Origin of the sequence: Paenibacillus castaneae (genome assembly GCF_002884445.1) — a bacterium.
Taxonomy (GTDB): Bacteria; Bacillota; Bacilli; order Paenibacillales; family Paenibacillaceae; genus Pristimantibacillus; species Pristimantibacillus castaneae.
On record NZ_KZ614144.1, the window covers coordinates 5,908,421 to 5,934,848 of the forward strand.

The 26,428-nt window shown below is 45.8% G+C and carries 20 protein-coding genes; 2 read left to right on the plus strand and 18 right to left on the minus strand.

The genetic code is table 11. From position 1 onward, the window contains the following. Positions 1 to 475: 475 nt before the first annotated feature. The 8 genes from CEF13_RS26540 to CEF13_RS26575 form a co-directional block, all read right to left on the minus strand. The gene (locus CEF13_RS26540; RefSeq protein WP_102715500.1) at positions 476 to 4,627 is read right to left on the minus strand and encodes an S-layer homology domain-containing protein; all 4,152 of its coding nucleotides are present in this window, start codon (positions 4,625 to 4,627) and stop codon (positions 476 to 478) included. 425 nt (positions 4,628 to 5,052) lie between these two features. After that, positions 5,053 to 6,195 carry a glycosyltransferase family 4 protein gene (locus CEF13_RS26545; RefSeq protein WP_102715502.1) on the minus strand — a complete coding sequence of 381 codons (1,143 nt, stop codon included), beginning with the start codon at positions 6,193 to 6,195 and terminating at the stop codon, positions 5,053 to 5,055. A 101-nt stretch (positions 6,196 to 6,296) separates the two neighbouring features. Further along, positions 6,297 to 7,007: a WecB/TagA/CpsF family glycosyltransferase gene (locus CEF13_RS26550; protein WP_102716581.1), complete on the minus strand. Its 711-nt coding sequence runs from the start codon at positions 7,005 to 7,007 to the stop codon at positions 6,297 to 6,299. Positions 7,008 to 7,065: 58 nt separating this feature from the next. Further along, on the minus strand, positions 7,066 to 8,217 hold the full coding sequence (csaB, locus tag CEF13_RS26555) for a polysaccharide pyruvyl transferase CsaB (protein WP_102715504.1): 1,152 nt from the start codon (positions 8,215 to 8,217) through the stop codon (positions 7,066 to 7,068). After that, positions 8,181 to 10,328 carry a DUF5693 family protein gene (locus tag CEF13_RS26560; RefSeq protein WP_102715506.1) on the minus strand — a complete coding sequence of 716 codons (2,148 nt, stop codon included), beginning with the start codon at positions 10,326 to 10,328 and terminating at the stop codon, positions 8,181 to 8,183. The genes csaB and CEF13_RS26560 overlap by 37 nt, the downstream gene beginning before the upstream one ends. 34 nt (positions 10,329 to 10,362) lie before the next feature. Further along, entirely contained in the window at positions 10,363 to 12,096 is a 1,734-nt protein-coding gene (locus CEF13_RS26565) for a phospho-sugar mutase (protein WP_424991991.1), read from the minus strand. Between the two features lie 22 nt (positions 12,097 to 12,118). Further along, positions 12,119 to 12,550 (minus strand): 3-hydroxyacyl-ACP dehydratase FabZ, encoded by a 432-nt coding sequence (gene fabZ, locus CEF13_RS26570; protein WP_102715510.1) that lies wholly within the window; start codon positions 12,548 to 12,550, stop codon positions 12,119 to 12,121. Positions 12,551 to 12,740: 190 nt separating this feature from the next. Continuing rightward, positions 12,741 to 13,256, minus strand: a complete 516-nt coding sequence (locus CEF13_RS26575; protein ID WP_102715512.1) for a CDP-alcohol phosphatidyltransferase family protein — start codon at positions 13,254 to 13,256, stop codon at positions 12,741 to 12,743. 299 nt (positions 13,257 to 13,555) lie between these two features. Between CEF13_RS26575 and CEF13_RS26580 the strand changes: the two genes are divergently transcribed. Then, positions 13,556 to 15,712 carry a hypothetical protein gene (locus CEF13_RS26580; protein ID WP_102715514.1) on the plus strand — a complete coding sequence of 719 codons (2,157 nt, stop codon included), beginning with the start codon at positions 13,556 to 13,558 and terminating at the stop codon, positions 15,710 to 15,712. A 62-nt stretch (positions 15,713 to 15,774) separates the two neighbouring features. Here the strand turns inward: CEF13_RS26580 and CEF13_RS26585 are convergent, their stop codons facing one another. The 10 genes from CEF13_RS26585 to CEF13_RS26630 form a co-directional block, all read right to left on the minus strand. Beyond that, on the minus strand, positions 15,775 to 16,089 hold the full coding sequence (locus CEF13_RS26585; RefSeq protein WP_166742932.1) for a DNA-directed RNA polymerase subunit beta: 315 nt from the start codon (positions 16,087 to 16,089) through the stop codon (positions 15,775 to 15,777). A gap of 16 nt (positions 16,090 to 16,105) precedes the next feature. Continuing rightward, positions 16,106 to 16,948 (minus strand): flagellar hook-basal body protein, encoded by an 843-nt coding sequence (locus CEF13_RS26590; RefSeq protein WP_102715518.1) that lies wholly within the window; start codon positions 16,946 to 16,948, stop codon positions 16,106 to 16,108. A 23-nt stretch (positions 16,949 to 16,971) separates the two neighbouring features. Further along, the gene (locus CEF13_RS26595) at positions 16,972 to 17,835 is read right to left on the minus strand and encodes a flagellar hook-basal body protein (protein ID WP_102715520.1); all 864 of its coding nucleotides are present in this window, start codon (positions 17,833 to 17,835) and stop codon (positions 16,972 to 16,974) included. A 167-nt stretch (positions 17,836 to 18,002) separates the two neighbouring features. Continuing rightward, positions 18,003 to 18,995 carry a rod shape-determining protein MreB gene (gene mreB, locus CEF13_RS26600; protein ID WP_102715522.1) on the minus strand — a complete coding sequence of 331 codons (993 nt, stop codon included), beginning with the start codon at positions 18,993 to 18,995 and terminating at the stop codon, positions 18,003 to 18,005. Positions 18,996 to 19,118: 123 nt separating this feature from the next. Beyond that, positions 19,119 to 19,406 (minus strand): sporulation transcriptional regulator SpoIIID, encoded by a 288-nt coding sequence (gene spoIIID / locus CEF13_RS26605; RefSeq protein ID WP_102715524.1) that lies wholly within the window; start codon positions 19,404 to 19,406, stop codon positions 19,119 to 19,121. Positions 19,407 to 19,598: 192 nt separating this feature from the next. Continuing rightward, on the minus strand, positions 19,599 to 20,342 hold the full coding sequence (locus CEF13_RS26610; protein WP_102715526.1) for a M23 family metallopeptidase: 744 nt from the start codon (positions 20,340 to 20,342) through the stop codon (positions 19,599 to 19,601). Between the two features lie 66 nt (positions 20,343 to 20,408). Beyond that, the gene (gene spoIID, locus CEF13_RS26615; protein ID WP_102715528.1) at positions 20,409 to 21,554 is read right to left on the minus strand and encodes a stage II sporulation protein D; all 1,146 of its coding nucleotides are present in this window, start codon (positions 21,552 to 21,554) and stop codon (positions 20,409 to 20,411) included. Between the two features lie 142 nt (positions 21,555 to 21,696). Beyond that, positions 21,697 to 22,869 carry an ABC transporter permease gene (locus CEF13_RS26620; RefSeq protein ID WP_102715530.1) on the minus strand — a complete coding sequence of 391 codons (1,173 nt, stop codon included), beginning with the start codon at positions 22,867 to 22,869 and terminating at the stop codon, positions 21,697 to 21,699. Then, on the minus strand, positions 22,811 to 23,569 hold the full coding sequence (locus CEF13_RS26625; RefSeq protein WP_102715532.1) for an ABC transporter ATP-binding protein: 759 nt from the start codon (positions 23,567 to 23,569) through the stop codon (positions 22,811 to 22,813). The genes CEF13_RS26620 and CEF13_RS26625 overlap by 59 nt, the downstream gene beginning before the upstream one ends. Beyond that, a complete protein-coding gene (locus CEF13_RS26630; protein WP_102715534.1) occupies positions 23,566 to 24,942 on the minus strand; it encodes an efflux RND transporter periplasmic adaptor subunit in 1,377 nt (458 codons plus the stop codon). Before CEF13_RS26630 ends, CEF13_RS26625 begins: the two co-directional genes overlap by 4 nt. Before the next feature lie 354 nt (positions 24,943 to 25,296). Here CEF13_RS26630 and CEF13_RS26635 point away from each other — a divergent pair, with 354 nt between their 5' ends. Beyond that, positions 25,297 to 26,160 carry a transposase gene (locus CEF13_RS26635; RefSeq protein WP_166742933.1) on the plus strand — a complete coding sequence of 288 codons (864 nt, stop codon included), beginning with the start codon at positions 25,297 to 25,299 and terminating at the stop codon, positions 26,158 to 26,160. Positions 26,161 to 26,428 lie beyond the last annotated feature (268 nt).

Below are 26,428 nucleotides of genomic sequence, written 5' to 3' on the forward strand. Positions count from 1 at the left end.
GTCGCAGAAACTTGTAAATGATGACTGGAAAATAATAGAGTTGCTTCGCCACTATAATATTATACAATGGGCTTCCCGTACCGTAAAGAGGAAGTTGTGAATTCATTCCAATTTAGTCATTATGGGTGTAGGTCTCACGCATCATTTCGGCGCGTGTATAACATTGTCATGTATTTAAACGCACAGTAAACTAAAAAGTTGCGATGTTGCGAAAAAAACTTTTACTCTTTTTTTTAAAATAACACCAAATAAGTGCTTAAGCCTCTTTACTATGTATGATCCAATCAATCAAGCACCTGCATTAAACTTAACGCATGGTCTCGTCAGTATAGCTTGTTTTCATAGACTACGTATATACTAAAATTTTTCCTTGGATAATGTTGCACATTCCTTTTACTTTCGGCTTCCTGCCTAAATAAAAAACCAGCCGCAGAAATTTCTCTGCGGCCAGTTCTAAGCACTGCTTGAGCGGTTATTAACCGATGCTAGGCAGCTTCTTCAAATCCGCTAATATACGAGCTACTATAATCGCTGCGTCTGAACGCAGCAGATTTGATCGAGGCTCAAATACGGAGCCTGCTTTCGGGTTGGTCGGGTCAACATAAGAGCCCAAAATGTATTTTTTCTTGGAAATCGCCAGAACCGCGCTCTTCGCGTAGTAATTTACATTACCGGCGTCCTTGAATGTTTTCTCAAGGTCTTTAGAAATTTTCGCAGGATCGGTAGCAAGCTTCATATCTAATGCTCTTGAGATAATAACTGAAGCCTCCTCACGCGTCAAGCTTGCGCTTGGCTGGAACGTACGCGGACCAGTTCCGCGAATGATGCCCTCACGCGCTGCCGTCTCTACATAACGGTAATCCCATAATGCATCTGGATTAATGATAGCAGGCACATCGTCGAAGTGCGGCTTGCTTAGCTCATAATTGAGCGGAATATCAAGTGCCTTAACCATCATTCTAGCGAATTCGCCGCGTGAAATATAGATGTTGGCGCCAAAATCATCAAAGCCCGCAGCATTCATGATGCCTTTGGCATAAATAGCCTCTAAATAGTTTCTCGCATATGGATGCGAAGTCATATCTGAGAAGGAATACACCATCTTGCCGACAACATAATAACCGAATTTACTAAACGGAACAGTAATTGTGTTATTCTTCACATCTACGGTACCGCCTATGTTCTCCCAATATTTCGCTTTAACATCGTAACGGTATGCCGTAATGATCGTACCTACGCTATCCTTCATTTTCGGATCAAATGCTAGTGTTAAAGTTCCTGTCTTAGAAGTAATTAATTCACGGTTGTCTGGGCGATCGTCATAGGTCGGAATTCTCGTCCCGCCTGTTCCTTTCGCATTCGGGAATTGGTAGGGATCAACACCCATCGTTAACGGATCATATGCTGTCGTAGCCGGATCATCTGCTAAACCAGCATCGATCCAATATACAGGACTCGCTTTAGTGAATCTTGTTGGATAGGATAGCCGGAACCTTGTCCCAAAGCTTTCCATAATAATGTTGAAGTTCGGCGGCCATGGTTCAAGCTCGCGGCGATCAACAACACCATCCTCTGGATTTGCAATCGCGAATAGCAGATTATGTCCGGTAAACACTTGGTTCTTCAAGTTCGCCGGTACATTGTAATCGGTGCGAATTAGAGTCGTTCCTTTCTCAAACTTCAAAGAAAGTGCGCCATCAAAAACTTTGTGGCTGCTTGCCATAGTCTCCATGAATTGTGCGCCTGGAATATTAGTTGGTGCATATGTGATTTCTATGCTGCTTTGCACTTTATTGTTGGCGTTCGAGATAACGAAATCGATTTTATTTTTTCCGACCTTCAGCTTATTCACGTAAACACGATACGTATTTTTGTACAGCAATTCTACAGTTGCAGGATTATTATCTGAGTCATACTCAATTTTCTCCGCTGCTTGCTTATTAATCGTAATCGTATCTGCGCCAGGGGCATCGATAATCACTTCAACAAAATTTTGATTCACGATCGCTTTGTTAGGCAATATTGGACGAAGAATCGTGTAAGGCAAAGAGGTAGGATCAACCTCTAACCGGTAAGATGCTTTCGGGCCCGTCTCGCCGTTGTTATACACCGTAAACGTATATACGCTGGAGCTGCCATCTGGGTTTAATGTTTGATTAGTCAAAATAAATGAAAATGTCTTAGTCAAGATGTCGTATCTTACTGCAAGATTAGCAACTTCATTATTCGCCGTGTTATTAACGGTTCCAATTACATTCGGACCATTCATGATAATGAGCTGCTTGTTTAAATTCCAGCGAATCGCATTTGTAGAGCTGCTGCTTTCGATTTTCAAAATATAATTCACTGGTGAAGTAAGCCCATTGGTGGCTACATTCATTTGATCGATTTTCGCTTGAATATTGTTAACAATATCCGTATTAGTAGCACCTGCTGCGATGAAATCGATAAAATCAAAAGTTCCGAATACATTCATATTCGCTTCATTCGTTGTAAAAATGCCGCCGCGATTCACAAAGTTTGGATCATTCGGGAGCGGATCCGTATGCTTGCTGCTGTATGGGTAAATGGTTGTTCCCTCTACCGGTATGACAGGCAGATTGGTCGGTATGAGATAAAGCTTAATCTTTTTCTCGTATGAGTTCTTGCTTCCTTGGAACACAAATTTAATTTCATTCTCACCACTGAATAACGCATTGAATGCATTATCTCTTTCGGATGGAATAATCTCGAAATTAGTGACTGGCTTGCCCGCTTGCTGCTGCAGCTTTATCGGTGTATTGTTCACGTAGAAAAATACGGTTTGTGCTGCTTTATTAGCAAAGTCGTAACGAATTTCAGAAGTGTTATTAATGTTATTGATAATCCCTTTGAAATCACTCAAGCTGCCTGTGATCGCATCCGTGATCCGTTCACTTTTCAGCTTATTGGTATCATCATAAACCGTCATATTATCGAACACGCTTGTATAGTTCACATAAGGGCCGAACAGCATCGTGAATTTTACCTGCTTGGTTACACTGCCAACCTTTAGCGTTATGGTTTGAGTGCCTTCGAATGGCAGCTTCTTGAATACGATGATTTCCCGTTTATAGGTTTTACCGTTAATGTTGACGAACTTATTGGCGAGACTTGCCGACTTATTCTCGATATTGTTTACGGAATTATAATCGTAGCCTGTGGCCGATGCATTTGAAACGTTTTTAATGTCAGTAACTGAAACGAGTCCCGTTGTAACGGACAAGTCCGGATTGCCGACCAGCACTTCCATGGCGAACGGCACGCTGTATAAATTAGCGCCTTCGAGCGGTGTTCCCGTTAATGATTCGCCTGTGCCTGACTGATATCCGCCCAAATAACTAATGGTATCGATAAATTGAGCAGCCGCGTTCCGCAAAGAGAAGCCCATAAGTCCGGTTCCCTCATCATCAGGTTGTCCGAGCGCTGTTTTCCTAGCGTTTTTGGCGGTTAGTTGAATACTGTAGGGTTTATCAAATCCAAGTGCATAAGCGGTGCCTACTGGTGCAGTAAACTGGTAAATGAAAAACGCTTCATTTCCTGTATATTGGCCTACAGGAGTAGCAAGTACTGACGGTGAAGTAGCAGGCTGAACAACCCCACTTCCAGTTATTGTATACTTTACCGGTATTGGTTGTGTCGGGTTCGGATGCGGTTCTAGAATACCATCTGGTGGAATGCTGTCATCCTTCAAAAAGTTAGGAACAATGATCGTGCCCGTAACCGTAGCAACGTTCGTAGTTTTCGTCAGTAAATTCGGATTGTACTCAAGTGGCTCCGAAGAATCGACCGTAGTTGTCGTTCCGCCAACGGTCGTATCTACTTTCCCATTGAGATTTAAATCATAGAACGTAACTTCTCCGTTATAAAAGGCAACCTCACGCGTTGTTTCAACCGTTTGGTTTGCGTTTTTCACTTTGATCGTGACAAGGTTTTTACCTTTTTGGAGTGTAATGGGTGAAGCTGCGAACTGATAGTTGTTAGAGCTATTGACTGAATACGTTTTACTGTTGCCGTTAACATCAACAGTTACTTGCTGTGAATTGGGCGCAAAGCCCGTAATGCTAATATCTGCTGACTGGCGGCCGGCTGATGTAGTTGAGTGAACAACCGTCGTTCCAGCTTCTTCGATATTAAATTTATTGCCGTCCAGCTGAGCTACTAAATCATAAAAAACAGGACCGTTGTGATATTCGATATAGATCGAATTCGTCACTTCCCCGCCGCCCTGTATGCCTCTGAACGTAATACGGTTCAGACCCGGGAACAGCTCAACGTTATAAACCTGAATATTAAAGCCGTTGATATAAATATTGCTAGTAATATTCTCGCGTTTAGAACCAAGCTGATCATCTGATGGATCGTCGGTTCCTTTATTATTAATAACTTGTACGACACTGTATGAGACCGAGGATGGATCAACACCCGTAATAGAACCAGTCAATGTCAAGGTGGGATCCGTCGTTACCCGTGCTTGCGTAGACAAATCCTTCTCCAATGGGAAGCTGAAGCTGCCCGTTGCGGCCGTAACAATTCCTGACGAACCAACTGGCGGCATCAATGTAATCAACAAAGCTAACGTCAGTACTAATGAAAGTATTCTTTTCAAAACAATGTTCCTCCTTTATTTATATAACGTGCCTGGATATCAGAATATTAGTGTAAAGGCAACAAAGCAGCTAACTACTTGAAATAAACCTTCCTCCTCGTTCCTCTTTAGCCAGCTTCTTTACATTCAAATAAAGCCGTGCTGACCGCTGAATAGTTCTGTACCTTTGTTATCGGTTCCGAAGCATCATTTTTTTAGTTTTTTGAGCAATTTTACAAATGATACACTTAAATAATTTCGTTAAGCTTTTGCCTCCTGAGCTGAGGGGAGAGTGAAGCAAAGAATAATAGATGAAGGCTGGGCTATAAGAAGATGAACGATACAGAAGAAGCGGCTGGAGGAATACATGAATCTCTTATCAAAATACATATACAGATATACAAAAAGGCTCTGAAACCCTTCATCAGGGATTTCAGAGCCTTCTATTATTTGGAACGCGATTCGGCATCCACTTTAAGCCTGAGGCGCATTCTATTTAAAAAATTAATAAGTGGCTTACGCGTTTTGTCCACGATACCGGTTAACTCAGCGCCGATCTGCAAGAAGAACATGAGCATGCAAATAACCGCGAAGGTAATCCAGTTCGCTGCACTTGATTGAACAACGGCAGACTGCACAATAGCCAGCCCTCCGAATAAAGCAGCAACCCCCCAAATGATTAGGACGGTACGACGATGGCTGAAGCCTAGATCACGTAAACGGTGATGCAAATGGCCTTTGTCCGGAGCAAAGATTGGACGCTTGTTGACCCAGCGGCGAACAATCGCAAAAAAAGTATCCGAAAGAGGCACGCCGATAATAAGCAGCGGTGTTACGAATGAAACCAATGTTACCTGCTTGAAGCCAAGCATGGAAAGCGTGGCTAGGCTAAAGCCAAGAAACAACGAGCCTGAGTCACCCATAAATATTTTTGCAGGGTGGAAGTTAAATACGAGAAATCCGACGATTCCGCCTAGCAGCAAAGTGCTGAGCAGAATAACAGGCTGGAAGCCCATAAGCGATGCCATTACCACTATCGTTGCGATTGCGATACCGGATACACCAGCGGCGAGCCCGTCCAAGCCGTCGATTAAATTAATGGCATTCGTTACGCCAACGATCCATAGAATCGTAAGCGGGATGCTGAGCCAGCCAGCAATCGGCTGCATCGTTTCCCCGAAAGGAATGTTCAGCAGGTCGATCTTAACGTCAAATCCGAATACGACGACGCAAGCTGCAGCAACCTGGCCAATTAATTTAATTTTTGCGGAAAGCTCAAAGCGATCATCGAAAGCACCCAAAATAATAATCATTGTGCCGCCCACCAGCAGCGCATTAATCATATTGGAATCCTGCGCGCGAAGCAGGCCTTCTGGAATAAATGGAGATAAAATAAAGAACGCGCCTACGAATGCGATATAAATAGCTAGACCGCCAAGACGCGGCATGATGCGCGTATGTACTTTGCGGTGATTTGGTTTGTCTATTGCGCCTACTTTGAAAGCAAATTTCTTAACAAGCGGCGTCATTGCAATTGCTAAAATAAGAGCGATAATAAATCCAATTGTATACAGCAAGCCAACTGGCATGTGTGCAACTCCCCTTTTCTTTCTACCGAAGTGAATTATACTCCGATTGAAAAAGAAACTCCAACCCCGTTTTCATCCGATTTTCACGGTTTTGCGGATCTTTACGGTGTATGACGCGGTTTTGTTACGTTTTCCTTGTCGCGAAGCACTCTCACTACGAATTTCGGCAAAACAAGCATCCTTTTGTAGCGTTTAGGCTCTTGCAGCAGGCGATAAAACCACTCCATCCGGAGCTTCTGGTATATCATTGGAGCGCGCTTCAGCTTACCTGACACGACATCAAAGCTGCCGCCTACTCCCATAATTAGGGGTACTCCAAGCCTCTGTTTAAATTTGACGATCCACGGCTCTTGTGTATCAGCTCCGCGTGCCACAAATAACATATCGGGCGCGACATGCATAATAGCCTCGACTACTTCCTCGTCTTGCTCCGGCCCAAAAAAGCCATTGCGATAGCCGACAATACGCACTTGTGGATATTGCAGCTGCAGCTTCTCAGCCGCTGCTTCAATGACCTCCTGCGAGGTGCCTAGCAAATAAGCCTTCCATTTGCGGGACTCCCCTTGCGCAAGCAGACGATGCAACAGATCAAAGCCCGTTACTCGTTCCGCAACTGGATGTCCCACATGCTTCGCTGCCCATACAACTCCTGCGCCGTCTGGCACAATTAAGTCCGCTTGCTTGATCATGGCGCTGTAGTTCGCATCCTCAACCGCAGACATAATCATAATGGGATTAGCCGTTATGACATGAGTCTGCTGTCTCTTTTCTATGGCTTCTGTTAAGTAATTAACCGTCTCATCCATGCTCATTTTGGAGAATGGGATGCCGTAAATAGATACGGTTGGTACTTGTTTTGACAAGTGCAAGTCACCTCAATATGGTTTGACGCATGAACTGGACAATTTGTTGCGCCGGTTTTTGCGATTGTTGTTTTAATAGGTCGATTGCTGGCTTATGTTCAGCCTGCCAGCCCGCTTTGTCTTCCAGCAGCGAGCTTGCCGCTGCTGCGAAAGCATCGGCATCGAGCTGCTCCGTTGTGCCGATGGCTTTGAGCCCCAATCGATGAAGGAATTGATCGATCTTCGGGTCATAAGACAAGCCAAGCATCGGTACCATTTGATTGGCTGCATAAATAAGCGCATGGAGGCGCATGCCGAACAAAGCGTCGCAACGGCTGACCTCCAGCAGCATTTGCTGGGGGTCGTCGCCGACGGTGGCCAGCTCGGCGGTGGAACCGCTGCCGAGCCGGCCGCGCAGCCGTTCCAGCACTTCCTCCGACGCTTCGATGTCGGAGGGGGTGTGGAACGGCAGGAAGCGCAGCCGCACAGGCGTCCGCTTCGAGAGCGCGATTAGCGCTTCGGCGGCGCGAGCAAGGTCGCCGCCGTCGCTGCGCCAGCGGCGCAGCGATACGCCAACGAGCGGCAGCTCGTCCGCTGTGGAGCTGCGCTGCAAGCTTTCGTTCGAGCTAAGCGGCAGCGGCAAGCCCATAACCGGATCAGGCACTACGTCGATTCGGTTCTCAGGCAAGCCAATCCAGGCAAGCAAGGATGCCGATTCTGCATCCCGTACGGACACATAAGCACTGCGCTTCATTACGCTGCGGATCAGCGGGTCCATCCAGCGTCGGTTAACGGGGCCGATACCTTGCGAGTAGGCGAAGGTAGGTTTGCCGAGAAGTTGAGCAAGTTTCATGACTGCCGTGTAATACGGAATTGTCTTCGCACTTGTCGCGTCCTGCAGCAGGCTTCCGCCGCCGCTTATCAGACCATCACAGCTACGCAGTGCTTTCATCAGATCGCCCGGATGCATGCGGCGAACAGATTCAACGCCGTACATTTGGCTTGTCGATGCCGGATCACCAGACAAAACAATTGGTTGAATTTGAATTCCTTGTGCTTTTCCTTCAACTTCCAGTGCAAGCAATATCGACTTTAACACCGCTTCATCGCCGCTATTTCGAAAGCCATAATAGCCGGAAATAACTATGCGACAAACTTGCGAATGATTGCTGGCGCCCATTTACGTATTGCTCCTTCCACGACCTGCCACGCTAGGATCAAGATACAGCCAATAATTAACCCTGTTCCCCACCCAAGCAGCAATCTAATCACCGAAATATATAACGGCGTATGAATGTGCGCGAATGTATCTACCATTGTCAATTGTCCAATGGAGCCTGCTATTACAAGCAGCCACGCTGCACGGTAACGCAGTGCCAAGAACAAACCGAGTACAAGCGGCGGGTGGCCCAGCATAAACTCTTTAAAGCGCGGCCGAACGCCGAACGTCGATTCCAGCCAGCCGCGGATAACGAGCTCGATAGAAGATACTTGACCGGCATTGCCTGTACGCGACAAATAGTAGTAACCAATTATTCCGATGACAGCTGCTATTATGATCCACGTCAAAGTAATAGGTTTAGTAAGCAAAGAGCGCAGTTTTCCTACAGACATTTGACCATTGTAGAAAAGAACATAAACCGCAACGAGTGCGATTGGAGCAAGATGCAGCACGCTTACGCCGCGGAACTGCTCCAGCACTAAGCTGTAAGTAATGTTATTAAGAAGCCCAAATACTAACGGAATCGCCATTATCGAAATGAGCGACGCAGACACAAACCAAGTGATCGCTAAGCCAAAGCGGCGTCCAATTGTAGCGGATGGGAATATCCATTTCATTTGATTGCCTTTATCATAGACAGCACCTGGCTGATGCGGCGCTTTCGATGACTGGCTGCGGCCTACCGACCAGCTTCCGCCTCCAACTATACGGCGATCACCAACGGTTCTAGCGTAAATTCGATTCATTACCCAGATTAAGGCTAACGTAGGAGCGCTGACAGCTGCTCCTAATGCAAGCCCCTGCTCCATAAGCGAGGTTCTGCTGGTCAGATACAATCCTGCACTTCCAATTATCCCTAATAAGAACACAGGAATGTAGACGCCAGGAATGAATGCGCCAACCATTAATGCGATCAAGGCAATGGCTCCAGCTGCCACCACTCCACGCAGCGCCTTCGACCAGGATGGCTGCTCGTATTTAAATGGCTCCGGATGTCCAGGCGTAAATCCAGCATTTGATAGCGTTGCTACAACACCATCTTTACCGCTCATAGCTTCATTAATATTATCCAAAGAATGAACTATTTTCGCTTTATCCACACTGGATTGAGAGGTTCCGTTTAGGAAGAACATCCGAATGTTCCGGTCTTTCGCCGCTAGGAGGAAACGATCCGTAATAGCTTCGGGAGACATGTCCATGCTGTCCTTCTCTGACAATGAGTAAAGCCTTACCACATTATAGTTTGTAAGATAGGCTAATTTATTTATACCTTGTTGTGGTTTTTTTAAGTTTTCAATTGTAGCGATACCAATATGATACTTATTAAGTAATACCGCGAATCCATCTAAACTCTTTGCTTTCGCTTGATCAGATGCGCCCTTTACTTTATCGCCGTCAAACAGCACCCGATCGACGCCAAGCTCTTTCAACTGGCCAAGAAGAACATCCATCGACTTTTGATCATAAGGCTTCACGCGATCAGAGAAGCGAGGCAGCAAGCCAAAGCCTGCATCATGGATCGTTTGCAGTGCCATCGGGTCAAAGTCCAATGTTTTCATAACCGCTTCCGCAACTGGGATTTCTACGACCAAGCCATTGCGACCACCGTAGGACCAATCCCTATATACGATTTCCTCGCGATCTAACGCTGCCTTTACGATTGGCCCAACCTTTTCTTCCTCTTGCGGTCCATTGAATAAAATATACGTATAGTTTTGTCCTGCTTGCTCAAACTTTCCTTGCAGCAGCGCAGCGTCTCTTGAGCTGTAGTAAGTCAATCTGCCGGACTGCTGCAGTTCCTTCAGTGAGCTCTCATAAACGGACATCGTCATGACGCCAGATTCCTTCAGCTTCGCCAGCTGCTCCTCAAGAAATAATTGCGGCTGAGCTTGCTTCTCCGCTACCTCTATAATATCCCGGTAATCAAATACATACTCTACGTGCTTCGAAGCTTTCTCCATGTCCATCCGTAAAGCTCCAAGGGGCAATGCTGCTACAACTCCGATTAATGCAATAATCCATAAGGCAAGCTTGACCTGCCGATTCCATTGCTGCCAACGTGAAAACACATAACTCCTCCGTTCTAAACAGGTTTATAAAATTCTATTCGCTGCGGTCTACCCGTTCCATAACGGCTGTCTTCAACGTTTGCAGCATAGAAGCTGCTGCAGCTTGGGACTCACCCTTAACAGCAAAATAAACTTTGATTTTCGGTTCCGTGCCAGAAGGCCGTAAGCAGAACCATGAGCCATCCTCGCGCAAATATTTCAACACATTCTCTGGACGCAGCCCATCAAGGCCTTTAGTATAATCCATTACTTCAGCAACTTTGACTCCGCCAATTTCAGTTGGCGGGTTATTACGCCAATCATCCATGATAGCGCCAATCTTCTGTACGCCGTCCAAGCCTTTAAGCGTACGAGATTCCAAAGCTTCAAGATAGACTCCAAATTCCGCATAAAGCTCCAGAAGCACATCATATAGCGTTTTCCCTTGACTGCTGTAGTATGCAGCTGCCTCACAAATTAATAATGCAGCAACGACAGCATCTTTATCACGAGCGTAAGTTCCGGTCAAATAACCGTAGCTTTCTTCATAACCAAAAAGGAAGGAATGCTCGCCTGTTTTCTCGTATTGCGTCATTTTTTCCCCAATATATTTAAAGCCGGTTAGCGTATTCTCGACTGCCGCTCCATAAGACCGCGCAATATCAGCTCCAAGCTCGCTTGTTACAATCGTCTTAATGACAATGCCATTCTCCGGCAGCTTTCCGCGCTCTTTCAACTGGCTCAATACATAATGGACCATCAGTGCGCCAGATTGATTGCCTGTCAGGACAACGTATTCTCCTTCGTTGTTTTTCACGACCGCACCCATCCGGTCTGCATCAGGATCAGTACCGATAATAATATCGGCATTCACCTCTTGAGCCAGTTTAATCGCAAGCGTGAATGCTTCGCGCTCCTCTGGGTTTGGTGATTTCACAGTGCTGAAGTAACCGTCCGGCTGCTCCTGCTCTGGCACAATATGAACATTGCTGAAGCCTACCTTCTTGAGGACTTCACTAACAGGCATATTGCCTGTGCCATGAAGCGGTGTGAAGACCACGCTAAACTTCTCGCCAATTCCGCCTCGCAGCAGCTCAGCATTCAAGCTTTGCGCTACAACGGTGTCGATGAACTTTTGGTCCGCATCCTCGCCGAGCCAGCACAGCAAGCCTCTCCCCTCCGCTTCCTCGCGGCACACGCGCTTTATTTCATCAAAGCTAGCAATTTGGCCGATTGAGGCGATAACCTGCTCCGCTTCCTCAGGGATGAGCTGGCAACCGTCTGCTCCATAAGCTTTGTAGCCGTTGTACTCAGGCGGATTGTGGCTGGCCGTAATTACGATGCCGCTCGCCGCTTTCAGCTCGCGAACCGCAAAGGACAGCTGCGGCGTTGGACGCAAAGATTTAAACAAGTATGTCTTAATACCGTTCCCTGCCAGTACGAGTGCCGCATCAAGAGCAAATTCAGGTGAATAATTGCGTGAATCATGCGCAATAACGACAGAGGGACTTCCACCGTCAGTTGCTCCAGCTAGCAGCCAGTTAGCAAGACCTTGCGTTGCTTTGCCGACTGTATATGCATTCAAACGGTTCGTACCCGCACCCATTACGCCGCGCAAGCCACCCGTTCCAAATTCAAGATCACGATAGAAGCGGTCCGTAATTTCTTTCTCTTGACCTGCAATACCGCGAAGCTCTTCCTTTGTCGCAGCATCAATAAGCGGATCATTCAGCCATGCTTCATATTTTGCTTTAATCGTATCAGTCGCTGGTTTGTTCATATTTAGCAGCCTCTTTCATACTTTTATTTTTTTATGAAGGATTAGACAAAGCAAACATAAGCTCGCCTTCTGCGACTATCTGATCGCCTACACGCGCAGTTCCCTGTCCTTTTCCAATAGAGCCTTTCAGCCTTGTAATTTGCACCTCAAGGGTCAACGTATCGCCTGGTTTTACTTGTCCGCGAAAGCGGAAACCATCAATACCAGCAAAGAAGCCTAGCTTTCCGCGGTTTGCTTCAATCATCAGCATGGCAACTGTACCCACTTGCGCAAGTGCTTCTACTATAAGCACGCCCGGCATAACCGGGTAGCCTGGAAAGTGTCCTACGAAGAAAGGTTCGTTCATGGTTACATTTTTGAGTCCAACTGCTCGTACGCCAGGCTCGACCTCCAAAATACGGTCAATAAGCAAAAACGGCGGACGGTGCGGTATAATTTCTTGAATTTGATTGATATCCAACATGTTAAAAAACTTCCCTTCTCCAATTGTTATTCGGTATAAAACGTATTCCTATGGTCAATACTATGCCTACCCCTCATGAAACTGCAGTTCATGAAGGTTAAGATAAGGGGCTTGGCTGCTTGAACCAGATTAGGTTCATTGCCAAGCCTCTTTGTTCATGAATGGCATTGCTGCTATATATCATGGCAGTTCAGAAGGCAGCTGGCTTATTAAGCGCTTTGAACATTACGATGTACATGATAGAAGTTACGAACGAAAATGCAATAACTGCCCACAAATACAGATGTGCATGGGGCGCTTCAAAGAAAATAAGCATGATCGCCAAATAAAATAAAACCGTAGTCAGCTTCCCCATCCAATTCGAGGGCACTGTCTTTTTTCCACGAAAATGAAAATAAAACCCTCCCGCTATCATACCCAAATCGCGCAAAAACATCGCTGCTGCCGCTGCCCAAGAAATATGCTGAGAAACAAGCAACGATACAATGACAGTAATAAGCATCAGCTTGTCGGCCAGCGGATCAAGCATCATGCCAACCGTCGTTACCTGGCCGCTTCTTCGTGCAATATATCCATCCAGTACATCTGTAATGCCAGCTGCGACCATAATGAAAAATGCAGGAATCATATGCCCTTGTGCAAACACGGTTATGTAAACAGGAATTAAAACAAATCGCAATGATGTTAATAAATTCGGCAGATTCAACTATTCACGCTCCTCTACCTATTGCTGACTGTCCACGAAGGTTCCCAACTATTATACAACTACCTCCCCCAAAAATAAAACTATCACTAATCCAGAATAAAGGTTATTCCCCTATCCATTGCTGCTTTATTAGCATTTAACCAAATTTTTAAATACAAATTACACCTTCGTTATTCACTTTCCCGCACTATTAACCGTTAATAATTAGAAGATATCAAAAACTTTAAGCCAGAAAGGACAGGGATGTAGTGAATTTTAGTTTACGATTTAACATGTCGTTGAGAGAAACTCGTAGGTGGTTGGCGGCTGCGTTAGCCTTCGTGCTTGTTATGATGTCAGTAACAGGAGTTGCGCATGCTGCAGAGGATACAGTGACTGGCATTGAATTTGATTATCTGCCGTCAGATTACAATAACAGCACATCATCGCTCGAAACATTCGTTGAAGATGATAAAGTCATTGTCTCCGTTCTTGCCTCTTTATCAGGTTCGTCTTCGAAGAAAGACGTTACCTCAGAGGCAGCCTGGAAATCATCCAATACTTCCTATGTAAAAGTGGATAAAGGCGTTTTGACCGGCGTTGGCAAGGGAACCGCGACGATCAGCGCTACTTATAAAGGATTTACGATCAACGTGAAAGCTTCCTCCGATTATATTTATGATACGGTTACATTAATGAACGGCGGAGTGACTGCTCCTGCCACTATGGATATCGAGATTGGTCAGCCTTTGGTGTTTAAATTGAATGGAACCAAATCAAACGATACGAAAGACGTAACGACAGATGCAGTCTGGACAACCTCCAGCTCCGCTATCGCTACAGTTAACGACGGAACGATTACGCTGATTGGTGTCGGCACTGTTACGATTACGGCCAAGCTTAAAGGAAAATCAGACAGTATTATCATTAATGTATCATCACCTTATAAATCAATCAGCATAGATTCCAACACATCAAGCAAACTGCTTGAGATGGATCTCGGCTCAGATGACCAAGAATTGACCGCTACCGTCGCTCCAAAGACAGGTGGAACTGAAGTGGTTACGAGCACAGCGAAATGGGTCAGCGCAAATGATAAAATAGCTTCCGTTGACAAAGGTGTCGTTACCGCCAAGACAGCGGGCAAAACCTCAATCACCGTATCTTACAAAGGCGTGTCCACATCGATCGAAGTTGTAGTGCGTACTGCATACCAATCGATTAAGCTTTCGCCAGAGAAAGAATACCATATGCTTTTGCAAGACGAGCCATTACAAATAAAAGCCGATGTTCTGGACAACAAGAATGACTCTGAAGATGCTACATTAAAGGCGGATTGGACTTCCTCCAATATCATAGTTGCTACAGTCCTGAACGGTAAAGTATATCCGAAAGCAGTTGGCACAACAAAAATAACTGCTAATTATAAAGGAGTAAGCCGAAGCATCGAGGTTACTGTTTATCCTAGCATTAGCGAGCTTAGCATAGAAACAGAAACCATTGACGGCTTTGCCGAACTAAGCGGCGACCTGCCTAAAGTAACAGCAACGACATTTGATGGTTCAAAGGTAGATGTGTCCAAGCTAGTAACCTGGACTTCTAAAGATGAGAAAATTGCAGAAATTAAGGATGGCAAATGGACCGCTAAAGCCCTTGGAGAATCCATTCTTACAGCAACCGCGCAAGGCTATACGGCCGAAGTTAATCTGATTGTTCATATAAAACCGTTAAAGCTTCTGTCTGATACGAAGGATCTTAGCCTTGTTCTGGGTAAAGAAAGACCCTACCCTACTCTTTACGTTGTTAACGAAGATGGCGAAGAAGAGAATGTTACTGCTAAAGCAATTTGGAAATCTTCATCTGACAACATTGTTTTGAAGGAATCTTCGATGAAGGGCATTGAGGAATCCAACATTACGATAACTGCTACTTACTTGAATAAAACACTAACCATACGTGTGAAAATTGAAGAAGAAATCATTAAACTAGTCGCTGAGCCAACCGTTATTGAGCTCTTCCCGAGCAAGTCGAAATCAGTTAAAGTAACGGGTTATTACAAGAGCGGCAAACAGGTTTCGCTCGGCTCCAGAATGAACTGGGAAATCGGCAATCCGAATCTCGCTAGCGTCAGCGGAACATCTGTAAAAGGAATCGCTGTTGGCACAACAAAAATTTCTGGATCATATCAAGAAAAGACACTTATCATCCCTGTAGTCATTTCACCGAAGCTGAAGTCGCTTACTCTCTCCAGCAAGTCGGTTCAGCTCAGCCCTGGCGGTACTTTCACAGCCAAGCTGCAAGCTAATTATACGACTGGAAATCCTGTAGTCGTGACAGAAGAAGCGCTCTGGACAACGTCCAATGCCAGCGTAGCTACCGTGAAGGACGGCAAAATTACAGCTGTCAAGAAAGGCTCTGCTTCTATTAAAGCAACCTTCGCAGGCAAAACAGTTGCCATACGAGTAACTGTAAAATAGTAACTAAACATAATAAAAAGCAGATCGAGGATTAAACCTTGATCTGCTTTTTATTATGTTTATTAGGAATCCGCGAATATTAAATCATAAATATGCTGCCAGGTAGACCACTGGAATACTTCATCCTCCGGCTGCTTACCGACGACAACATATCCGACATATAAACCTGTAATAAGCATAATTATCATTATGAGCGGTACGATGCTTTTGCGTAAAAGCCACAGCAGCACCCTAACCCCTGCGGGCCGTTGCTTCTTTTTTGAGCTCACGTCAGTCTTCACGCGATTACTGCGCTTCTTCTTCTTAGAGCCGCCCTCTTCAGCTTGATTCCCGAACCCGCTTGCATCGCGGTCCATTCGTTCATCGGCCATACTCATCAACATCATCCTATCCTTATGCGCGCAATCCGTTTGCAAGGCTCATCATCGTATCGCTGGATGATAACGCTCTAGCTGCCAATTGATAAGCGCGCTGCACATTAATAAGCTCAGTCACCTCGTCCGTCAGCACGACGTTCGATTGCTCCAAGTAGCCTTGACGCAGTGAAATAAGATTATCTGAATCTGGGATTACCTCCTGAACCACATCATCCACGTTAATTCCGTTTGCAACAACAAACAAGTTATCATTAACCGCAGTCAATGCAGCTGGACGCGAAGCATGAAGCAGCTTTATGCTCCCCAGCTCAATCGTTTTTGTGGAGGATACGCCGAGCACCGATCCATCCGAATTTACGCGGAGGCTGTAGCCCTCAGGTACCACAATATTGCTTTCAACCAAATTACCGGTTGTCGCATCTCTTATCTTAGACACAACGGGGTATCCATCTTCCGTTGCCAAAATCGTATCACCGTTTGCACCTACCGTCAACTGAAACGCTCCGTTGCGCGTATAACCGCGGTTTCCTGCCGCGTCCACCACAACCTCGAACATGGCGTTTCCTTCCACAGCAAGATCCGTATCCTTGTTTGTGAGCTGCATAGGGCCTTGGGATAAATTAGGCTGAACCATCGTCATCTTTGCACCCCAGCCTTGCGTAAAGTCAAGCGGGGTAAGTCGGCCTTTCTGATTAAAGGCTTCTGGCTGCACGGTTGCATTCGTAAGAAGATCCTCAAAGGTTGCTTCCTTCCGTTTATAGCCAACCGTGTTTACATTAGCAATATTATCTGCAAGCAGATCCAGCTTTTGCTGAAGCCCATTCATCGATACCATTGCATTAATCATTGAACTATTCATGCTTCATGCGCCTCCTTCTGCCTTTATACACGGCCGACATCATTGACTGCTTTGCTTAAGCTTTGGTCGTAAAATTGGATAACCTTCTGGTTTGCCTCATAGGCACGAAGTGCTGACATGAGATCTACGGCAGCTTGTGCAGTATCTACATTCGAACGCTCAACATAGCCTTGTCTGACTTCCACGCGTTCGCCTTGAGCAATTGCTGCTGCTTGACCATCTGCTGTTGCGAAGCGAAAATTACCATTTCCTTCACGTACAAGCTGATTCGGATTATCAACTCGGCTAATAAGCAGTTGAACGCCAACATCTACTCCATTTGCATCAACGAACCGTTGATCACCCGTAAGAATCAAGCTGTCGAGACCGACTCCTGCCGGCATTCGAATAGGCTGACCATTTGTTCCAAGAACGCTCGAGCCATCGCTTGTCATGAGGAAGCCCTGCTCCGTTAGCGTAAATTTACCGCCTCTTGTATATCTTACATCGCCGTTTTGATCTTGAATCGTGAAAAATGCTTGCGGCTGAAAAGTAACCTCGCCTTCAGGACTTGTATATTTACCTGATGCATCAAACGCATGCCCATCCAACTCAATATTCGAAATAAGCGCGAAATCAGAAGCATTATTCGTCTGTGTCAAATCACCCTGCAGATGGATAGACAAGCTTTCTTCCGCAAAAACACCGGTCGTCAATTTCCCGACCGTCGTTGCATTCTCTGGACCCGCTCCTGTCAAAGACAGCAGCATGTCCGGAAATGAGCGCGTAACCGCATTCGTCTGTTTATATCCAGGTGTATTTATATTAGATATGTTGTTCGTTACCGTATCATGTCTGCGCTGCTGAGAAATCATTCCCGACGCTGCGGTAAATAATCCTCTTAACATAGTTGCTACCCCCTTGGCCGCTTACAATCGAATTTACCTCTATATATTATCGGTTGAAAGCAAGGCTGCATGTATAGCTTGTCCATGCGACCTTCGACTCATTTACGCCTCGGCTGCGCCCCCCTAAGGCTCCCTACCCGCACAAATAAATCTGGCCGCTGCATGCTTTACTTCTTCCCGAGCTTGTCCAAGTTATCAAGCATAATACCCGTTCCTCTAACTACGCAAAGCTTCGGATTTTCGGCAATTAGTACCGGCACCTTCAGTTCTTCGGCCATAAGACTATCAAGTCCGCCAAGCAGCGCGCCTCCACCAGTCAATATAACGCCGCGATCAATAATGTCTGCAGACAGCTCCGGCGGTGTCCGTTCAAGCACAGACTTCGCTGCGGAAACGATAGACATAATGGGATCCCATAGCGCCTCGCGAACCTCTCCCGAACGAATAGTAATCGTAAGAGGCAGTCCCGATACCATATCTCGGCCGCGGATATCCATTTCTTCCTGATGTCCTCCCTCAAGCACGGTGCCGATCTTTATCTTAATATCCTCGCTCGTTCTCTCACCGATCAGAAGCTTATATTTGTTCTTAATAAATTTCATAATCGCATCGTCGAACTTGTCCCCTGCAACTTTAATAGAAGAGGCGGTCACAACGTCGCCCATAGAAAGAACGGCTACATCCGTCGTGCCTCCGCCAATGTCTACAACCATATTGCCGCTGGGCTGGAAAATATCCATTCCAGCCCCTATTGCGGCAGCTTTGGGCTCATCTTCAAGAAATACTTCCTTCGCACCGCTGCGTTCCGCTGCTTCGCGAATCGCCTTCTGCTCAACCGAAGTAATATTCGTTGGAGCACAAATGAGGATACGTGGTCGGCTAAACCATTTCCGTCCTTCAACACGATTAATGAATTCCTTAAGCATAATTTCCGTAATTTCAAAGTCCGCAATAACGCCATCCCGCAAGGGGCGAATTGCCACTATATTGCCCGGCGTACGTCCAACCATTCTATGTGCTTCCTCGCCAACGGCCAGCACCTTCTTCGAATCGCTTTCAATCGCAACGACTGACGGCTCATCAAGAACAATGCCTTTTCCTTTCACATGAATGGAAACATTGGCTGTACCAAGATCAATCCCAATATCCTTGCTCAACATAAGGCTTAAGTCCCCCAACGAATAATGTTTGCATAACGCACATTTAGTTCCCTTGTCATAGAAACCGCTACGTTCATTATTCGCCAAAAAATACAAAAACCCTCTATGAATCGCGAAAAAACTTCACGCTTTTCCCGCCGCCAAAACTTCACGTTTTTTTGTGCCTGTTTTTTTGTATTTAATTTTTGTTGCTTCCCCTCCCCTCAAATGCCGAATTGATTTGTGATACTCGAGAATGTGCTTAACCTGATCGGCCAAATCGGGGTTTATTTCAGGAAGCCGCTCCGTTAAGTCCTTGTGCACCGTACTTTTGGACACACCGAACTCCTTGGCGATCGTTCGCACCGTATGCTTCGTTTCAACGATGCAGCGGCCTATTTTAATGGTTCGCTCCTTAATGTAATCGTGCACGTTCCCGCCTCCCTACTCGAGATAGTTTGGTACATTATATGAGTGGAGCGGATAGATATTCGTTATGGCCAAGCCTGACAAGCCCGAATGTTAATAATTTTTCATAAAAACATAAAACAGGCAGGGGATTAGCCCCTGCCTGTACGTCTAAAGACCTATTTTTTGAAGCGATACGTTATTTCTGTTCCGATACTATTCCGTGATTAACGAGCTCGGATTGACGGCTTTGCCTTCATTTCGTGTTTCATAATGAAGGTGAATGCCTAGATCGCGTTCCAGATCATTTCGGCCTGCTACAGCAATCTTAGTTCCTTGACGCACATCATCGCCCTCAGCCACCTGAACATCTGTAACGCTTTGGTACACGGTTACTAAACCGCCCGGATGCGTAATTTCAATGATGTTGCCGTTCATCGGATGCTGCTCTACATGTGTAACTTTGCCTGACATCGAAGCAAGCACATCGAAGGTTTTGCCATTCGGATCAACAAAATCAATACCCATGTGCGGAGCGAATGTGTCACCCATTTGAACTACGGCTGCTTCCCTCTCTGCATCGGTAGCTTTCTCGTCATAGAACGGAAGCTCAACTTTCAGTGCTGCTTTGTCTACAACTGGCCACTCCATCATTTCGTCACCAGCCATAACCATTGGTGCATCATTATCCTTGCCCTGCGGTTTTGTTTTGTCCCCTTGTGAAACTTCAGTAGAGTCCGGATTTGCTGTTGCAGGTTTTCCTTCATCCGCCCCCTGATAGATCCACATTAAGGTTACGATAATTGCTGCCGCGGCCATGAAGATTGCTGGAGAAACCCATCGCTTTGCAAAAAGGCTCTTCCATCCACTGCTAGATTTGGCGGCAGACGTTCCTCCCAGAACAGTTTTGGGAGTTTCTTCTGGTCTTTGCTTCGGTTTGTTTTGATTTTGATCATTCATTTTCTATCACCTCACTAGCCATTGTTACCAAATATGCTAGGTTTATACGTGAGGTGAAAGGCATTTTTAAGAGTTTGATTGAATTGGAAGCTTCGAAGCTTGTTCTACCTTTGTGCCGGTATAATAGTGACGAATAATATCCTCAGCCGAGCTGCCTTCCTTTGCCATTCCGTTAGCTCCCCATTGGCTCATGCCTATACCATGCCCGAAGCCAAAGGTCGTAAATGCAACGCTATCATTCTTAATCAACCAAGTAAATTGGGATGATGCTAGAGCCAGCCTTTCGCGAACATCTCGGCCGCTAAAACTTTGACCATTTATTGCTATTGTTTTTATTCTATTTCCGGCTGTTTTCTCAAGCAATTTAATAGCAGGCTTCCCTTCAGCAAGCTTGCCAGAGAGACCCATCTTCCTATAAAAATCTTGTCTATTCAGCTCAATCGTTTCTTTATATCGTGGAGAAATGACTTCATCCCACGGACTCGCCACACTGCGTAAATAAGGAAGCGACTGCTCCCAATAATCCTCCGAATTTTCCGTAAATCCATTGCTTGTTGAGAAAAAAGCAGCTTGAATGGGCTCGCCCTTATACGTAATGATAAGCCCCTTGGTTTCCATTACAGCCTTCTTCAGCTTGGCCAAATTGTTTTTTTTATCCTCGCCAGTCCATTTACTAGCAAGCTTTGCGAGAGGAACATATACTTGATGCTCGATCGTATCCGTCACATCCGCGTTCTCTACCTCCATCCCGCTTCTATCTTTAAGTGCCAATCTACGAACAATATAGGTGCGAGCGGCTATCGCCTGCGCCTTTAGCGCCTCCAGTTCGAAATCTACGGGCATTTCTCCCGCAAGGACACCCTGAACGTACGTCTCTAGCGGAACTATTTCCATTCTTTTTTCCTTTGTTAAATAGACACGGACATTCAGCCTATCCAAAGCATTCATATCTGATCCATCCGGGCTTTCCAGCTCCGTCATAGGCTTTAGATCCACTTTTGAATTCGCACCTAATCCCTCTGATACATGATATCCCAAAGTGCTTTCATTCGTATTCGTTACAGAGCTTCTGCTCCCGGCAATTTCGGTTAAAGATAATTTTATAAACACTATCGATGCGCCTAGCAAAATACCAACCCCAAACATCTGCCAAAAACGACTTGTCCTAAGCAGACGCAGCTGCCTTATCAAGCTCTCTCTATTCCGTCTCATGCCTCTCCTTCCCATCCTAGCCGTGAGCTGCAAGCTCCATTCCTTAGAGCTGGATCAGCCTCTCTCTTAATCCGGCTTTGATGGTTTATTCTATGAGCGGAAATAGTAGGGTAGAACTCGTTCGGCTATATCAACGTCCATATTAATCGTGTCGCAGAGCATCAACAGGCTTCAATCCAGCCGCCTTGTTGGCAGGGAAAATACCAAAAACAATGCCAACTAATGCCGAAAAAACAAACGATGCTAGCACCATATCCGTAGATACGGACGTCTCCGTAGCCATTACTTTCCCGATTACAATAGAAGCAGCGTAGCCAAGTAATATGCCTAGTATGCCACCTAGCGCGCTTATCGTAACGGCTTCAACGAGAAATTGAAATAAGATATCTCGCCTTTTCGCTCCCAGAGACTTTCGAATGCCGATTTCACGCGTTCGCTCCGTAACTGAAACAAGCATAATATTCATTATTCCAATTCCGCCAACGACGAGGGAAATGGCAGCAACGCCAACGAGCATTGTACTCATCGTATCGTTGACCGAATTGAGTGTTTTCATAGCATCGGCTTGATTGAATATACGATAACTATTCGTTGCTCCGCGGAATTTCTCCGTTAATTGTACTTCAAGCAGCGCCATTACCCGGTCCATCAAATCCATATCCGTAACCTTCATATAAATGGTGCGGACGCCTACTGTTTTAAACAGCCGCTGCGCCGCTGCAAGAGGAATAAGTATCTTCTCGTCATTCGATCCCGTGAGCGAGCTCCCCTTCGATTCAAGAAGCCCGACTATAGTGAAACGCATTCCATCAATAAGAACGATCTTCCCCAGCGGATCATCCGAGCCAAATAAGTCATCAGCTGTTGTAACACCAATGAGCGCTACCTTCTGCGCATTCATTTCATCCACAGGTGCAATGTATCTCCCCGTCTGTACACTGAAATCATTAACAAACTCATACTCTGGAGTTATGCCTTCAACCGTTACCGATGTGCTCGTTTTCTCAAATTTCACGGAAGCCGTACTGCTAACAACAGGTGATACCCCCGCTACGTTTGGAAGATCAGCGAAAGCCATTGCTTCTTCCTTGGAAAGCGTCGTATCTGTACCACGACCTGTAATCGTGACAGATAGCATATTCGTACCAAGTGATGCGACCTGCGCCTCCACCCGCTTGGAAGAGCCTTCGCCCATTGCTACAAGTGCGATTACGGTTGCAACGCCAATTAATATGCCGAGCATGGAGAGAACGGTTCTAAGCTTGTTCGATAAGACGCTCTTGAACGCCATTCGGAAGCCTTGCGTCAGCTTCATTGCTGTCACTCCTTTGCTCGCTGAGCACACCGTCTCTCATGATGACAGTGCGCGAAGCGCGTTTAGCTACATCCATATCATGCGTAATAAGCACAATCGTGTGTCCTTCCCTATTCAACTGCTCAATCAGTTTCAGCACTTCTTGTCCTGTCCGTGTATCAAGCGCCCCTGTAGGCTCATCCGCCAGCAGAATAGGGGGATGTGTTGCAAGAGCGCGTGCGATTGCTACCCTTTGCTGCTGTCCGCCTGATAGCTCACTCGGACGATGATTGATTCTATCCTCGAGCCCCACCTGCGCTAATGCCTTAATTGTGCGCCCTTTCCGTTCTTTAGCAGATAAACCACTGTAAATAAGCGGGAGCTCTACATTTTCAAAAGCGGTAAGCCTTGGCAGCAAATGAAACCCCTGAAAAATAAATCCGATCTTCCGATTACGGATCTCTGCCAATTTATTATCGCTTTGCCCTTTCACTTCAATTCCGTCCAGCCTGTAGCTGCCCTCTGAGGGACTATCCAAGCAGCCAATAACATTCATTAAAGTCGATTTGCCTGACCCCGAAGGACCTACAATAGCTACAAAATCCCCCTGTTTCACCTGCAATGACACTTGCTTCAGCACAGTAACAACCTCTCGGCCCATTACATATGACTTCGTCAACTCTTGAATATCAATTAAAACTGCACCGTTCTGTTTACTCATCGCCCACCGCCTTGGGATCTGGCCCCGTTGCCGCCTGTATATCCACCGCCGCCACCAGCTGGAAACTGCATGCCGCCCATGCCGCCGAATCCTCCTGGGAATGTCGTCTGTGTCTGCTGCGATGAGGCTGTACCTACCGTGCCTTGCGGAAGCGGCACAAGTACAGATGCGCCTTCTTCTAAACCACTCTCTATCTCTACATAGGTCTCATTGCTAATCCCGATTTTAACTGGCATAAGCGTTCCTTCCATCTGCATACCGCCAGCCCTGCTGCCACCAGCTGCTGATCTTTGACCGCTTTGCGCTGCGCCTTGCATGCTTTGAGGCCTTCCTGCATAACCCTGCTCGACTTGGCTGCCCTGTTGATTCGGTAGACCTTGTGTTCCGCCCTCAACCTGGCTGCCTGCTTTCCCTTCCGTTCCTGCCGTCACACCTGCAGTATCTGTGCTTGGCACTCTAACAAATGTGGATCCCCGCATATTTACAACAGCATCAACAGGTACGACTACTACATTCTTTTTCGATTGAATGATAATATCAACCTGCCCGGACATGCCAGCGAGAATGCCATCTATTTGCGACAACCCAATCGTAACATCATAGGCTGCCACACCACTTGATACTGTACCCTCTAATGCAAGCTCCTCAACAGTTCCCTCTATCGTCTTATCCGTCATAGCATTCAAGTGCACCTGAGCAGCTTGTCCTACCTTCAACTGAGGGATATCAAGCTCATCAACCTGGACAACAAACGACAACGCTGTATAATCTACAATTTCAGCAAGCACTGTATTGCCCTGTACACTGTCGCCAACTGCAACAGCAGTAGTTGTAACTTTACCTGAGATCGGCGCAACCACTTGCACAACCTCTGCCTGCTGCTTGTAAAGATCCGCAAGCGATTTATTATTTTGGTCCATATCAAGCTTTAGCAGCTGAATGCTGTTTTCAACGGACTGTTTCGTAGCCTCTTCTTTATCCGTGCCGATTGATTCTTTATACTGCGTCTCATACTGCGCCATTTGCAGCTTTTGTTTTTTGAGGCTGAGTTCGATTTGGTTGATTTGATTGCTTACATCCGCCGATTCAAAAACAGCAAGCACCTGCCCCTGTTTAACCGTATCTCCAATCTTAAAACCGAGCTTCTCAATCGTACCGCTAGTTCGAGCTGTTACCGTTGCCCTTGAATCTGCCGTAACCTTTCCCGTTCCGCTTATTTTAACCTCTATATCGCTTCTACTTGCCTTTACCGTCCTCGAAGTCAATGTCTTCACGGCAACGGCTGCATCGCGTGCAAAATAATAATAGTACGCACCCGCCCCAGCAGCCCCAATAACGATTATGATTCCGATCCACAGTGCCCATCTTTTCATTTACTGTACTCCACCTTCCATCGGTCTTATTCACGTCGACTATAGCATCCAAAAATGAACGCTACATGAACAAGAACAAAAAGAGAGCCAGCCCTCCCCCATCCTGGTATGCACGCTGCTGCTTGCTGCATGGCACTTCTTGCTCCTTTGCTTCACTATCCCTTCTGCTCAGGAACAAGCCCTAACCTCCCACTTAAAGCAATTTCCACCTATCTACTTTCAACCATTTATAAAAAGAAATAGTCACTCATTTAAAAAGATAAAAAAGGTTAAATTAGTTGCATTTCATAAACAAAAACGGTATTATAACAATACGAACAAGTGTTCCTGTTTTCGCAAAAGAGGGGTGGGACATTGGACGTTCTAAGCTTAATCAAACAATTCAAACGGTTATATTCGAGTGAAGAAGAGTGTATCGCACTCGCTTACAAGCTTAAATGGCCTTCTGGCTTTCAATGTCCATATTGCAAACACTGCTCTGCCTATATCATCCGTTCTAGAAGGCTTCCCTTATATGAATGTCATAATTGTCGACACCAAACTTCGTTAACTTCAAACACCGTGATGGATAAAAGCCGCACTCCCCTGCGAAAATGGTTGCTGACGATGTACATCATCTCAACATCGGATACTAGCATCAATGCTGTCAGTCTAGCCAAACGAATTGACGTTACTTATAAAACCGCCTGGTCTATGCTCAAGAAACTCAGACAGGCCATATCTGACTTAGATCGAGGTATCCTCCTCTCGGGTGCAGTAGAAGCGAAGCTTGAAGTCTATATGAAACAACCAATACCGACATACGAGGCACTGCAACGCGAGCATGCTGCCATTATTGCACGCACAGTCACTTCTACTAACTGCTCATACTTCAAGATCAAGCTGCTTCCTGCACAAAAACACCCGCGCGGCCTATTAACTAACCATGCGGAGAAACAATTCATAAAAGATCATGTCAGCATTGACTATACTCACCTTGAGATAAACAGAAGATTTGTTCATCCGCCAAGGTGCCAAGCTATTTTACCTGGTATAGCTAGATCCGCTTTTGAATGGATGAACGAAACATTTCACGGGATCGGACTAGCGTATTCTCAATTTTACTTAGACGAATTTTGTTTTAGGCAAAACCATAAAGCGAAACTAGGCACTTGTCCATTTGAGTATTTACTAGGTTTAACTCTATCTAGCGCTACAAAATCATTAGCGGCTGCTTAAGTTGTTGAATGAACTAGCACTATTCATATTCATTCAATCAATATCGTTTCTTTAGGCAATTCCGGATAAGATGTGGCCTGAGAGGATTGTATTGTTGGAATACTTGTAAATATATGGAGAGCTGTTTTCGCGATAGCGAAGTTAGAGTCGGAGGAATATATAAAGAGTTTACGATAATAACATGAGCTTCCATAGATTATCTATATATATATTTGTTACCGCATCACATCATATTTGCGATTCTACCTGTATTAGACCGATCTATTTT

What these genes read in the sequence shown, in the direction of transcription:
- CEF13_RS26610 (WP_102715526.1), bottom strand. Translation starts at nt 20,342, where the DNA reads ATGAATGATCAAAATCAAAACAAACCGAAGCAAAGACCAGAAGAAACT.
- CEF13_RS26620 (WP_102715530.1), bottom strand. Translation starts at nt 22,869, where the DNA reads ATGAAGCTGACGCAAGGCTTCCGAATGGCGTTCAAGAGCGTCTTATCG.
- CEF13_RS26630 (WP_102715534.1), bottom strand. Translation starts at nt 24,942, where the DNA reads ATGAAAAGATGGGCACTGTGGATCGGAATCATAATCGTTATTGGGGCT.
- CEF13_RS26590 (WP_102715518.1), bottom strand. Translation starts at nt 16,948, where the DNA reads ATGAATAGTTCAATGATTAATGCAATGGTATCGATGAATGGGCTTCAG.
- CEF13_RS26585 (WP_166742932.1), bottom strand. Translation starts at nt 16,089, where the DNA reads ATGAGTATGGCCGATGAACGAATGGACCGCGATGCAAGCGGGTTCGGG.
- CEF13_RS26595 (WP_102715520.1), bottom strand. Translation starts at nt 17,835, where the DNA reads ATGTTAAGAGGATTATTTACCGCAGCGTCGGGAATGATTTCTCAGCAG.
- csaB (WP_102715504.1), bottom strand. Translation starts at nt 8,217, where the DNA reads ATGGGCGCCAGCAATCATTCGCAAGTTTGTCGCATAGTTATTTCCGGC.
- CEF13_RS26545 (WP_102715502.1), bottom strand. Translation starts at nt 6,195, where the DNA reads ATGCCAGTTGGCTTGCTGTATACAATTGGATTTATTATCGCTCTTATT.
- mreB (WP_102715522.1), bottom strand. Translation starts at nt 18,995, where the DNA reads ATGTTGAGCAAGGATATTGGGATTGATCTTGGTACAGCCAATGTTTCC.
- CEF13_RS26625 (WP_102715532.1), bottom strand. Translation starts at nt 23,569, where the DNA reads ATGAGTAAACAGAACGGTGCAGTTTTAATTGATATTCAAGAGTTGACG.
- spoIID (WP_102715528.1), bottom strand. Translation starts at nt 21,554, where the DNA reads ATGAGACGGAATAGAGAGAGCTTGATAAGGCAGCTGCGTCTGCTTAGG.
- fabZ (WP_102715510.1), bottom strand. Translation starts at nt 12,550, where the DNA reads ATGTTGGATATCAATCAAATTCAAGAAATTATACCGCACCGTCCGCCG.
- CEF13_RS26550 (WP_102716581.1), bottom strand. Translation starts at nt 7,007, where the DNA reads ATGAGCATGGATGAGACGGTTAATTACTTAACAGAAGCCATAGAAAAG.